This window comes from Lyngbya aestuarii BL J, from assembly GCF_000478195.2.
GTDB classification, from domain to species: Bacteria; Cyanobacteriota; Cyanobacteriia; order Cyanobacteriales; family Microcoleaceae; genus Capilliphycus; species Capilliphycus aestuarii.
Genome location: NZ_AUZM01000065.1, coordinates 19,022 through 31,739 on the forward strand (window position 1 = coordinate 19,022; position 12,718 = coordinate 31,739).

Here is a 12,718-nt window from a genome sequence, read left to right on the forward strand (position 1 = left end):
ATGAAAAAATTAACTTCTTTTTTACTCGGTAGTGTTTTGCTCTTAGGTACGGTGGCTTGTGCTGATGATGCTAAAACCAGTGCGGATGCTCCCAATACTGTAGAAACAACTCCAGATATTCCCGAAGCCGAACAAGTACAAGACGCTCAAGAAGACGCTCAAAGCGAAGTTCGGAGAAATCAGCTAAATTCTGATATCCGAGCCAGGGAACAGCGTAATAATGCTTTTAATAACGGTGCTGAACAAAGCCGAGATAGTGATGATATTGCCAGCGAAGTTCGCAGTAAATTAGAAGCCAATTTACCCGCGAGTGAATTACTGATTAAAGCCGAAGAAGGAATGATCATTGTATCAGGAACGGTTCCCACAGAAGAACAGCTACAGCGAATTGAACCCTTAGCGAAAGAGATCAAAGGAGTTCAGTCTGTCAATAATCAGGCTGTTGTTGCTCCAGCCCAACCCGAAGAAGATAACAACAACATAGAGAACTAATACTGAGTCTTAAAATCTTCTATCTTTAAGTCTTTAGACGTGCTATGGCGCGTCTTTTATTATTGATTCAGTGGCATTCAGACAAGCTAATACATCGAAGACTTAGACAAAAATAGTTAATTTAACCCGTAAGTTCAACCGAGAAAAGCAACTCAGACCTGATTAAAAACGTATAAATTCCAGTAGTGGCGCAGCACTCAACCGGGTGAAATAATAGATTAACAATCAATCTAAATCAGGAAAGGGAAGAATTTTTTATCTTACTCTATAGAGGATAGAGAAACCCATTCTCTTGAACCTTCTCCTGATTTGTTGTCTCATCAGTCCAGAGCGCTATGCACTTTTCTAACCGTTTACAACTGCTGCAATCTAACGTTTTTGCAGATATGGATCGCGCCAAAGCCAGAGCATTATCTGCGGGGCGAGATATCATCGATCTCTCTCTCGGTTCGGCTGATTTACCCGTCGCCGATCGCATTTTAGATCGCATCCGAGACTCACTTGCTGATCCTTCTACTCATGGCTATGCCTTATTTCATAGTACCCAAACCTTTCGGGAAGCTGTAGCAAACTGGTACACACGCAAATATGATATTCCCGTTGATCCAGAAACCGAAGTTTTACAACTCATTGGCTGTCAGGAGGGAACCGCCCATTTACCCTTAGCCCTTCTCAATCCCGGTGATTTTGCGCTGTTACAAGATCCCGGCTATCCTTCTCATTTTGGCGGCGTATATTTAGCAGGCGGTCAAGTCTACACCATGCCGATGTTAGCAGAAAACGGGTTTTTACCGATCTTAGAAGATATTCCCGAAGCGGTTTTGACTCAAGCCCGAATGATGGTATTGAGTTATCCTCATAATCCCACAACTGCGATCGCCCCGTTATCGTTTTTTGAGAAAGCCGTGGCGTTTTGTCAGCAGCATCATTTAGTTCTTGTCCATGACTTTCCCTACGGTGACTTTGTGTTTGAGGATGCAGTCGCACCTTCTATATTCCAAGCCGATCGGGAAAAAACCGTTTCTATCGAATTTTTTACCTTCTCCAAATCCTACAATATGGGGGGGTTTCGGATCGCCTACGCCATTGGTAATCGGGAAATCATTCAAGCGTTGCGAAAAGTCAAAGCTGTGATTGATTTTAACCAATATCAGGGGATTCTCAACGGCGCGATTACGGCTTTAAATGAACCCCAGGAGTTTGTCCAACACACAGTTAATACGTTCAGACAACGGCGAGATGTATTTGTGGGGGCGATGCGGGATATGGGCTGGAATGTTCCGACTCCTCGGGCGACAATGTATGTTTGGGCAAAGTTACCGGAACCTTGGACTCAAGACTCAGTGGGGTTCTGTACTCAGCTTGTTGAACAGACTGGGGTTGCAGCTTCTCCGGGGGTTGGCTTTGGGAAATCGGGAGAAGGATATGTTCGCTTCGCCCTTGTTCGTTCACCCGAGATGTTAACCCAAGCAGTTGAGAGAATCGCCCAATTTTTGCAGAAATCTTGCTAATGACTCCCTTCTTTATCTGAGTGAGGGATATCCCCGGAACCTGGTTTCTTTGAGAAATCGGGTTTTTTTTCCCTAATTTCAGGAAGTCCTCAGCATTATAGCACTACGCATTTAAGTTAGGACATTTCTAGATCCTAAAACCCTTTCACAGTCTACTGTTCCCTGATCCGGTGTTCCCTGTTCCCGATTCAAGTAGCGCTATATTAGCGAAATTCAATTATTAATAATTGTCTATTTTTTCACTTCTCAGTAATTTCACGTAGATCTTTTAAAAAGTTAAATTTACGTGTTATTACTGATTTAATTTAGCTTCACAAAGACTACAATAAATTCATGGAAAGTTTATAGCTTTCTCGGTAAAAGTCTGTTTATAATGGCTGTAGACCGAAAGGGAAAAATCAAGAAACAAGTAACAAAGATGTTCAATCATCTGTATTTTAAGCCTAGTCACTCTCCCTACCAACTCTTATGGGTCATCTCTAAACAAACTCGTTAATTCTCACAAAAACGGGTGATATGAATCACAAAAAAACAAGGAAAATCTAAGTTAAAACAGATTCATCATCACCGAACAAGTTCATTCAAATTACATCATACAAAACTCAGGAGAAAAAATCATGTCTGGATTGTTAAATAAATTTATCGTCGGTGCTTCAGTAGTTGTTGGAATGAGTGCAGTTGTTGCTCCTGCTCAAGCCGGAGTCCTCGGAATGAACGGTTCTGACTACAAAACCTACACTCACCAAACCGGAAACCTCTGGGTCGATGGTGAAGCGGCTGCAATTAATGCTTTAACGGATGGTGATTTAACTACTAATGTTGAACTGAACTACACCGGTGAAAACGATGATAAAAATATTGGTTTTACTGCGGTTGCAGGAGACTACACCGTAAACGTTTCTAGTGTTACTGACGCAGAATTTCTCACCTTCCAAGACCAATGGGTTGCTGATTTATTAGATGCTTACGCTCCTTTAAAAACAGTTTGGGGTGGATTAAGCTCTAATGTACAAACTGTTGCCAAAAATATGTTTACGGGCGCTGTAGGTTCTGGAGATGTTAACGTTGCTGAATTCTCTCTAGATAAAACAGGCGCGATTTCCATGCAAACAATGGGATTCTTTGACCTGAAACCTCGCGTTAACATGATGATTAATCAGTATACAACTAAAACCATAAATGAATTAAAAGGCTTAGGTGTTCCAGATTTGGCTGCCAAGAGTCTTGTAAACAGTCAGGTCAATCCTTTCCTGGGAGCATTAAACGAAATTGATGCTCTGCAAATCAGCGAAATTGCTAAAGTAACAATTAACGGTCAGTCTGAGTATGTCTATAGCTTCAACGCGACTAACTCTGGCTTCGTTGCTTTAGATGATGTCGCTGGTAAATCTTACAGTGGTATTTACGCTTGGAACAAAGCAGGTGAAACCGCAGCAGTTCCCGAACCCTCTACAATGTTAGGTTTGATGGCTGTCGGTGGACTGTTCGCAGCAGCCAAGCGCAACGCGAAGAAAGCTTAAATTTTGCGATTTCTGTCTATAGTCTGAGTCATTGCGGGGAGCCAAACGGCTCCCTTTTTTTGGTGTCAATCAAAATGTCATACTGACAATGACAAAATTCTTGAAATCAGATTGTTACTGGAAACGGAGAGGGAGGGATTCGAACCCTCGTATACATTACTGCATAACAGCATTTCCAGTGCTGCGCCTTCAACCACTCGGCCACCTCTCCAGAGGCAAGTATTTTTTTATTTACTCACAAGATACATATAGTAGCAGAATCGCAATAGACTTTGCAAGAGCGATCGCCAAAAAATTTTCAACCCAGAATTTTGAAACTGATACCCATTCTGAGCCAGGACTTACATCAGTCCGATATAATAACGAGGGGACAATAGATCCTAAATCTTGCTATCGACTATTTATCCTGAAAGCGACAAAAAACCTGTTATGTCCCGTCATTACACCATCCGCATTCATAACCGTCAGAAGAACCAACTCTACACCGCTAAAGTTCCAGAAGATCGCTATATTCTCCAATGTGTAGAAAATCAAGGCGTTGACTTACCCTATTCCTGTCGAAATGGTGCTTGTACCACCTGTGCGGTGCGAGTGATCTCCGGTGAACTCTATCAACCCGAAGCGATGGGACTTTCGCCAGAACTACAAAAAGAAGGTTATGCTTTACTGTGCGTCAGTTATCCCCGTTCGGACTTGGAAGTAGAAACCCAAGACGAAGACGAAGTTTATGAACTCCAGTTTGGACGCTACTTTGGAAAAGGGAAGGTAAAAGCAGGATTGCCTTTAGATGAAGAATAATCGACAGTGGACATTACTATCTCAAAAAAGAGAGATCTTTTCCCTGTTGTCTGTGATTTTAGTCGCTCTGGGCTTCCTTCTGGTGAGTTGTTCAACGCCTCAACCGCCACCACTTGGGGTAATAAGTCGAGTCGAACGAGTAGTCAGTGGACAAACCCTAGAAATTATTGATCCTCGTAGTGTTGTCCCGGCACTAAAAGCAGTAAGATTAATTGGTATTGCTGCACCGGACTTAAAGCAAGACCCGTGGGGACTGCTGGCGCAACGTTATCTAGAAGAAATTACTCTCGGAAAAGAAGTGTTGTTAGAGTCTGATCGTGAACAAAGCGATCCCTACAATCGCGTGTTAGCCTATGTGTGGTTGGATGGGATACTGATCAATGAACAACTGGTTAAACAGGGTTATGTTCTAGCTGACGAACACATTCCCAATACAAAATATAGCCAACGTTTGCTCTATGCTCAGTATGAAGCCCGAATTTTAGGTCAAGGAATTTGGAACCCCGAACAACCGTTACGTCTAACTCCAACTGAGTTTCGCCGTCAGAATGAGCAACAGTGATCCCAGATGAACACAACAAAAACAACTCCCGATCAACTCCAAACATTCCTAGATATTGCCACTCTTGCGGCTGAAGCTGGAGGCGCTGTCTTACAATCTTGTTTAGGAAATCTCAAAGATATTCAAGAAAAGGGTCGTTCAGGAGATTTAGTGACAGAAGCCGATAAAGCCTCAGAAGCTGCGGTTCTTGATATTCTTAAACGTCATGCTCCGGATCATGCTATTCTCACAGAAGAATCCGGTGAATTAGGAAATCGTGACAGCTCGTTTCTGTGGGCAATTGACCCGTTAGATGGAACCACAAATTTTGCTCATCAATATCCTTTTTTCTCGACTTCTATTGCTTTATTGATTGACGGTGTTCCGTCTGTCGGAGCGGTTCTTGACCCTTGGCGGGGTGAACTTTTTCGAGCGGCTAAAGGTTTGGGTGCAACTCGCAACTATCAACCCATTCAGGTTTCCAAAACCGATCATTTAGCCAATAGTTTACTGGTGACGGGTTTTGCTTATGATCGCCGAGAAACATCGGATAATAATTATGCTGAATTTTGTTATCTGACTCATCTAACTCAAGGCGTGCGGCGAGGGGGTTCTGCGGCTTTGGACTTGTCTTATGTGGCTTCTGGGCGCTTAGATGGATATTGGGAGCGGGGACTGTCTCCTTGGGATATGGCGGCGGGGATTGTGGTATTAGAGGAGGCTGGTGGTAAAGTTACCGCCTATGATAGCAGCCCTCTAGACTTAAAATCCGGTCGTATTCTCGCCACAAATGGTCATTTACACCGGAGTCTCAGTCAAGCGTTAGTGGAAACGCCACCCTTATCGTCATGGTCATCGCCATAACACCTCACTAAAATGACCCAAGTTTAGTTAAAATGCGATTAGGATCTTATAGAGCAATCAGCAAGTTAGGTCTAAGATTACAAAACTAACTTGATTGGTGTATCGATAAGAAACAACAAATTATTAAAGGCTGTAGCTTTAGACTCTCCCTAAATTCGGGAAATTTTAGCCTGCTTAACCGATGAAGTCTGATGTTGTACTAATTTCTCGATCAGAGCAGGTTAATATGTAGGTTTGAAGTGGTGAAATCAGTTAATATTACTAAATCAGTAAGGAAGGCAAGGTATGATGTCTTTTGAAGTTAAACAAGGACTATTTCAACTGGGGTTCACCGATAGTCATGCTATTTTAGGGGTTCCCTTGAATGCAGAGTTTTCTACTATTCGTAAACGGTATACCAGAATTGCTCGTCGTTTGCACCCCGATACTTGTCCGTTCAACCAACCCGAGGAAAAAGAGTTAGCTAAACAATTATTAGCGAAGTTAGTCAGTCCCGCCTATAACAGATTTTCTAAGGAAAGTGAGCGTAAAGAATACGAGCTACTCTTAAACACCATTGGCGAACGAGTCGTTAAAGAACAGCGTACCCTACAACTTCAGAGTGAAATTGCTAAACAACTCTTATCGGCTGCAAATTATCAACAAACTTATGAAACGTTACTCGAACAACTTGCTCAAAAACAGTTTGAATCTCCTCAAAAGGTTTTAGATATTGTTAGTGAAATTAGTGAATTAAATCAAGTCTATTTACTGCGAAAAGTATCAAAAGGCGGTTCAGCAGTCCCCTCGCCTGCACCCACACCTCAACCTAAATCTGAGACTCCAACGACAACACCTGCTCCCCCGAAAAAAGACTCTGTGGTTGAACAAGCTTGTAATCGTGCAGAAAAGTTAATGGCAATTAAAAACTATGCTCAAGCCATTTTAGAACTCAAGGATGCACTCAAACAAGAACCTGAAAATAGTCGGGGTCATGGTTTACTGGGTTTAGCCTATCTCGGACAAAATCAACCCAAGTTAGCCACTCCTCACGTTAAACGGGCGTTACAGCTTAACCCTAAGCAACCCCAGGCGTTAGACGCGAAAAAACAACTCGAAAAAACGGCGACTAAAGTTAAACAATCTCAACAAAAATCAGGGAGTGGTTTGTTTGGGGGTTTATTTGGCGGCAAGAAGAAATAAGACGGAGAGAACACCCAAAAGATGATATCCTAACACCGAACTTCCCCTTGCTAACATCTCCTATCTACTACACTCTAAAACTGAGGTTATGGTTCATCAACTCCCTCTCGGTGCGCGAGATTTACTTCCGCTTGACGTTACTCAAAAACTTTGGATAGAACACCGCTTACAGCAAGTCTTTCACCGCTGGGGCTATCATCGCATTATTACCTCTACCCTGGAACGCTTAGATACCCTGATGGCGGGCGGAGCGGTTCAACGTTCTACTGTTATTCAGTTACTCGACGCCGAAGAGCAGGGACTTGGACTCCGACCAGAACTCACCGCTTCTATCGCTCGTACTATGGTGACTCGGATGGCGGGTGCAAGTTGGTGGCCGCAACGCCTATATTACAATGCTAATATTTTCCGCAAGGGGGGCAAAACCAACTACGGCGGTCAACAGGAATTTTATCAAGCAGGCGTTGAGTTATTGGGCGCAGGGGGTTTGCTTGCCGATGGAGAGATTTTACTCTTATTGCTGGAGTGTTTGCAGGGTGTGGGGTTCAGTGATTGTCATTTAATCTTAGGTGAAGCCGGACTGACGAGATCGCTTTTATCTGCTTTTCCAGCCAAGCTCCAAGAGCCTGTACGGGAGGCGATCGCTAATTTAGATCGAATCACTCTCGAAACCTTACCCTTATCTCAGGAGTTGCGAGAACGGGCGCTATTTCTATTTGACTTGCGGGGACAACCCGAGGAGGTTCTCTCACAGGTAGCACAATTAGAGTTAGACTCTGAGCAACAACAGGCTTTAAATAATCTCAAGTCTCTGATTGAGTTACTGCAAAACTGTGATTATGCTCAGATTTCTCCGCCGAAAATTATCCTGGATTTGAGTCTAATTCAAACTTTTGATTATTACACGGGTATTGTGTTTGAAGTGGTGAGCAAGACTGACTCTGGAGCGCGAGTTTTAGCCCAGGGAGGACGCTACGACGAACTTTTAGGACTTTATCATCCTCAAGGAGAAACACAACCGGGAATTGGTTTTTCTTTTAATATTGAAGACTTGCATCAAGTCTTATTGGGGATGAATCAACTCCCTCAAGAAGCCCCCTCAAGTGATTGGTTGGTTGTCCCCGAAACTCCTCAAGCCTATGCTGCGGCTTTTGTTTATGCGGATAAATTAAGAGAATCTACCCAATTAGTTCGAGTGGAAATGGAGTTAGGTCATCGGGAAAATGTAGACGATTTACGAGATTATGCTCGCCGTCGGGGAATTCATCAAATTGTTTGGGTGAATGGGGAAGGAATACCGAGAATAGAAAGGGTAAATTAATTTGGGTTAAGTTTGTTTGAATAGCGGTACTTAGATTTTACAAAAGAGAAGTGAAAACACCAGATACTTCCTCAATCGTTTTTGGTTATGCTGTTCCTTTAAGGAGGTATGTACTCATTTCTCCTTTTCCTTTAACGTTAATCAAGCCCCGTTCTTCAAATTTATATTTACCTTGTAAGCGTTGGTATGTGGCTTCAGTCACTTGAATTTCACCGATGATTCCATGAGATTCCATCCGACTTGCTATATTCACCGTATCACCCCATAGATCATAAATAAACTTTTTGGCACCAATCACTCCCGCAACAACTGGCCCAGTATTAATACCAATTCTTATCTGAAGATTGTGATCATGTTTTTGATTAAATTTAATTAATTTATTTTGCATTTCTAAGGCTAATTTTGCAATCGCTTCTGCATGATCACTACGAGGATTGGGTAAACCCCCGACAACCAAATAAGCATCTCCAATAGTCTTGATTTTTTCTAAGTTATTCTGAGTTGTGATTTGATCAAATTCTGAGAATATTTCATTGAGAAGATTCACTAATTCTGTCGGATAGATTTGAGCGGAAAGCTGAGTAAAGCCCGCAATATCGGCAAATAAAACTGTCACCTCTTCAAAATTATCAGCAATAGTTCCGGGTGTATTTTTTAAACGCAAAGCAATGGATTCTGGTAAAATATTTAATAATAAACGTTCAGACTTTTCTTGTTCAACTTCTAACTGTTTTAAAGCCGACTGAAATGAGCGCCAAATGACAACCGATAAAGTCATCATAGCAATGACAGAACTCAGTAAAACAACAGTCATTCGCTGAGAGGTTCTTTTGATTTCTTGATGAGCAAATTGTATCTCTTCATTCGACAGAGAGATCAATTGATTAGAAATGACTTCACTTTCTTTTTCAAACTGTTCACTAATTTGATTAATATTATTTTCTAATACACTAATTTTTTGGAAGTATAATTCAGAGCGAGAGAGATGGTCTAGCGCTTGTTCTGTTTCATCAGCAGTCAGGTATACATCCTGTTTAATTAATTCTTCTAATTGATTAATAACTAGATTTAGATTTTGTTGTTCTATCGGTTTACGAGTTAAAAAGTAAGCTTGTGCGCTAGCAATTAAATCATGGTAAACGTCGATAACATCAACATTCTCTGTATATTCTATGTTTTTATGCAAAAGCCGAAGTATTTTCTGATTTTCTGTAATCAAACCAATATTTTTATTTCCTAATTCTTCTGCTATATTATCAGCTTGCTTAAATTCAGTATGATACTGCTCAATTGCTTGATTGTATGCTAATAAATCATCGTGACTTTTATGTAAATTTTGACTCAAATTCTGTTCCCGAATCAACTGGCTAATTTGTTGACTAATGTTCTGAATCCGAGCAATATTGTTGTCGTGATCTTTGAGATGATTTTGACGAGCGCGTTCAACCCCTAAAGTTAGAATTTCCTGAAAAAAACCTTGTTCAAGCTCATTTGTTTCTTCTAACTCTTGATTCATCTTAAAAACTAACTGTTGGAGTTCAACACACTTGACCATCGCTAATTCAGTTTTCTGACGTACAAAATGAAACGATATCAGACTGGTTAACGTTACCCCAGTAACCAACCCCAACAGGGTAACTGATGCTAATTTAAACCGACGACTAATGGTTTGTTGATTCCAAGTTTTATCCAAATCTTTAGACAATAAATTCAGAAAGAACATAATAGTTTTTCCCTGATTTAAAGGAAATTAAAGAGCAATAGTTTTTTTTGATTGATTAATAGTGTATACCGATGTAAAGCCCTAATTTCGGACAGGTTTTGTTTGACAGACGGATGTTTTTTCTTCAGTCTTTGAATATCAGTCATCGCCCTTCGGAAGTGATGAAATTGAGTCTTCTAAGAATTATTCCTAGTGGTATGGTATTTGTTAGAACCCGTCACTAGAGGATAGTTTCTCCGCCTGTATCTGCCTACAGCTCAATTATATTCTACTTTTTGAAGTGCGTCACCTCACGGGTTGTCAGGCTAAAAAATTAGGTTTCTCTGAGAACCTGAACATCTTGAGTAAAAATAACTAGACAATTAATAATTTTTATTAAATATCTTCCATTTCTTCACAAATATCTTGTAAGGTTTGATGTTTAAATCTGCGAGAATCTCGACGATATTTCTTACTTTCTAACTTCGGTTCGTCTTGTTGCTTTCCACCCGATTTTGTTTTTGATTTAAAACTCGATTCTGCATCCGGTTGTTGTTGTAGTGCTTCTTGACGTTTGATTGCTTCGGCTAAAAAATCAAGATAAAATGAATAACGTTCCCAATCTCCTCTGACAATACAATTAGGTTCATCTCGATGTGAACAATCACTAAATTGACAACTCCCGGTGGCTAATCTTTGTCTGGCTTCAGGAAAATAATCGGCTAATTCTTGGGGTTCACAGTCTAATAGCGGTTGATTAAAACCCGGAGTATCGGCTAATAATCCTTTGGAGGGAAGTTCAAATAATTCAACGTGTCGGGTGGTATGTCTTCCTCGTCCTAATTTCCCGGAAACCGCCCCAACTCGCAAATCAATATCAGGAATGAGGAGGTTAATTAAACTTGATTTTCCAACTCCAGACGGCCCACAAATGACCGTTATTTTGTCTGTAAGCTGATCAATCAAAGAATGATTAATAGTTGATGTAAAATCAGAAATTGAAGACTTTTGGATTTCGTTGTCATGCTCTAGAATAAATTCTAAACCTTGATAGACACTCAGAAAAAAGGGCTGATAACCCCAACTTGATAAGCGTTCACGCCAATGTTGCAACTGTTGGGGCGTGACTAAATCACACTTATTTAAACCCAAACAAACTTCTAAACCTGTGGATTCGGCTTTCACTAAAAATCGACTCAAAGCTTGTGGATCGAGATCCGGTTCTGCAACCGCAAACACAAGTAAAATTTGGTCAGCATTGGCAATGGGAGGACGAGTCAGTTCAGTGTGACGAGGAAGCACTTCTGCGATCGCCCCTCGCCCCCCTGTCCAGTCTGGTTCTTCAACGATCACCCGATCACCCACCATCACCTTCTGACCAATTTTTTTCAAGCGAGTGCGGCGAGTACACAGCAAAAAAGGCTCAGTCAATCCCTGGGCTTCCGGTAAGCTTAAAGATGCGAGTGCTAACTGCACTTGATAGAAGTTCGCCTGTACAGCAACCACAGTCCCCATCACTCGATGAGCCTCTCGGTTGACAACGTGATCCGGCTCAACTAAACTCATGCTGGAGTTTGTGGGCGGCGAACTTGAATCGCAAAGAAACCGGATCGATCTTCGATTTGTTCTATCTGGTAGCCTTCCATCATCAAGCTATCGGGAACTTGTTCAATAGGTTCACCAGAGTCTAGCCAAACCTCTAACAGTGACCCCGGAGCCATTTGTTCTAATTTTAATTTAGTTCTCACGAAATTGAGAGGGCAAGGAGTCCCTCGCAAATCCATCTGAGCATCGGGTGTAGAAGTCGTGGAATGGGTCATGTTAGTTTTCGGTTCAGCATCAAAACAATTATGCAGTCTTTTGTGAAGTTACAGGTTTGTTCACGGATCATTTTTGGTGAAATAGATTCCCCAGAAAGCCTTCTAGGCCTCCTTTTCCAGTCCGTTCACCATGAATTTTCGCCAGTTCTTCTAAGAGTTCTCGTTCTTTAGCGGTGATCCGAGTGGGAATTTCAACAGAGATCGTTAGTAAATGATCGCCTCGACTCACCGGATTTCCTAAACGGGGAACGCCTTTATTTTCTAGCGTTAAAACCGTTCCGGGTTGAGTTCCGGCGGGAATTTTCACCGACGTTTCCCCGTCAACCGTTTCCACATCCAAGTTACAGCCCAAAATGGCTTGTAAGTAACTAATCTTCACCTCCGAGAGAATATTAATCCCATCTCGTTTAAAGTGAGAATCAGGCGACACCGACAAAAACACATACAAATCTCCAGGAGGGCCTCCTCGCTTTCCGGCATCCCCTTCATTGGCAACGCGCAAGCGTGTACCATTGTCAACACCACCCGGTACATTAATTTTCAGTTTTTTGGTGACTTCCTTAAGACCCTGACCCGCGCAAGTGGTGCATTTTTCCTCGATCATCTGACCGACACCATTACAAGTCGGACAAACAGAGACTTGAGTAAAACTCCCAAAAGGAGTACGAGTCGCACGACGAACTTGACCACTTCCGCCACAGGTTGAACAGGTTTGAGGACGAGTCCCCGGTTTAGCACCGCTGCCGTTACACGTTTCGCAGGTTTCGAGATGTTTGATGCGAATTTCTTTTTCACCGCCAAAAACAGCCTCTTTAAAGTCAAGGGGCAAATCTAGCCGTAAATCATCACCTCGCGCCGGGCCAGTTCGCCGTCTTCCTTGTTGAGGACCCCCGACACCGCCTGCAAAACCACTGAAAAAGCTTTCAAAGATATCGGCAAAACTGTCACTGAAGTCTTGGTTAAAGCC

The 12,718-nt window shown here is 42.0% G+C and carries 12 protein-coding genes and 1 tRNA gene; 8 read left to right on the top strand and 5 right to left on the bottom strand.

Features of this window, described 5'->3' with window-relative positions; translation table 11 throughout:
* The 3 genes from M595_RS21505 to M595_RS21515 all read left to right on the top strand — a co-directional run bounded on the left by M595_RS21505 (position 1) and on the right by M595_RS21515 (position 3,523).
* Positions 1-492, top strand: a complete 492-nt coding sequence (locus tag M595_RS21505; protein ID WP_023068565.1) for a BON domain-containing protein — start codon at positions 1-3, stop codon at positions 490-492.
* Between the two features lie 335 nt (positions 493-827).
* Positions 828-2,003: an LL-diaminopimelate aminotransferase gene (locus tag M595_RS21510; protein ID WP_023068563.1), complete on the top strand. Its 1,176-nt coding sequence runs from the start codon at positions 828-830 to the stop codon at positions 2,001-2,003.
* A gap of 617 nt (positions 2,004-2,620) precedes the next feature.
* Complete coding sequence (locus M595_RS21515) at positions 2,621-3,523, top strand: NF038130 family PEP-CTERM protein (protein ID WP_023068566.1); 903 nt, start codon at positions 2,621-2,623, stop codon at positions 3,521-3,523.
* Between the two features lie 124 nt (positions 3,524-3,647).
* Here the strand turns inward: M595_RS21515 and M595_RS21520 are convergent.
* A tRNA-Ser gene (locus M595_RS21520) sits at positions 3,648-3,734 on the bottom strand.
* A 218-nt stretch (positions 3,735-3,952) separates the two neighbouring features.
* Here M595_RS21520 and M595_RS21525 point away from each other — a divergent pair.
* The 5 genes from M595_RS21525 to M595_RS21545 all read left to right on the top strand — a co-directional run bounded on the left by M595_RS21525 (position 3,953) and on the right by M595_RS21545 (position 8,229).
* A complete protein-coding gene (locus tag M595_RS21525; protein ID WP_023068573.1) occupies positions 3,953-4,321 on the top strand; it encodes a 2Fe-2S iron-sulfur cluster-binding protein in 369 nt (122 codons plus the stop codon).
* Entirely contained in the window at positions 4,311-4,883 is a 573-nt protein-coding gene (locus tag M595_RS21530; protein WP_023068567.1) for a thermonuclease family protein, read from the top strand. The genes M595_RS21525 and M595_RS21530 overlap by 11 nt, the downstream gene beginning before the upstream one ends.
* Before the next feature lie 6 nt (positions 4,884-4,889).
* Positions 4,890-5,726 (top strand): inositol monophosphatase family protein, encoded by an 837-nt coding sequence (locus tag M595_RS21535; protein WP_023068568.1) that lies wholly within the window; start codon positions 4,890-4,892, stop codon positions 5,724-5,726.
* Between the two features lie 288 nt (positions 5,727-6,014).
* Complete coding sequence (locus tag M595_RS21540) at positions 6,015-6,908, top strand: J domain-containing protein (RefSeq protein WP_040484471.1); 894 nt, start codon at positions 6,015-6,017, stop codon at positions 6,906-6,908.
* An 88-nt stretch (positions 6,909-6,996) separates the two neighbouring features.
* Complete coding sequence (locus tag M595_RS21545; RefSeq protein WP_023068587.1) at positions 6,997-8,229, top strand: ATP phosphoribosyltransferase regulatory subunit; 1,233 nt, start codon at positions 6,997-6,999, stop codon at positions 8,227-8,229.
* Between the two features lie 85 nt (positions 8,230-8,314).
* On the opposite strand, the gene M595_RS30275 is transcribed toward M595_RS21545, so the two are convergent.
* The 4 genes from M595_RS30275 to M595_RS21565 all read right to left on the bottom strand — a co-directional run.
* Positions 8,315-9,952, bottom strand: coding sequence for an adenylate/guanylate cyclase domain-containing protein (locus tag M595_RS30275; RefSeq protein ID WP_023068582.1), 1,638 nt, complete (start codon positions 9,950-9,952; stop codon positions 8,315-8,317).
* 375 nt (positions 9,953-10,327) lie between these two features.
* Positions 10,328-11,497, bottom strand: a complete 1,170-nt coding sequence (gene rsgA / locus M595_RS21555) for a small ribosomal subunit biogenesis GTPase RsgA (RefSeq protein WP_052001839.1) — start codon at positions 11,495-11,497, stop codon at positions 10,328-10,330.
* A complete protein-coding gene (locus tag M595_RS21560) occupies positions 11,494-11,751 on the bottom strand; it encodes a sulfurtransferase TusA family protein (RefSeq protein WP_023068575.1) in 258 nt (85 codons plus the stop codon). Before M595_RS21560 ends, rsgA begins: the two co-directional genes overlap by 4 nt.
* Before the next feature lie 67 nt (positions 11,752-11,818).
* Positions 11,819-12,718 (bottom strand): DnaJ C-terminal domain-containing protein (locus M595_RS21565; RefSeq protein ID WP_023068583.1); only part of this gene is annotated, 900 nt, incomplete at its 5' end.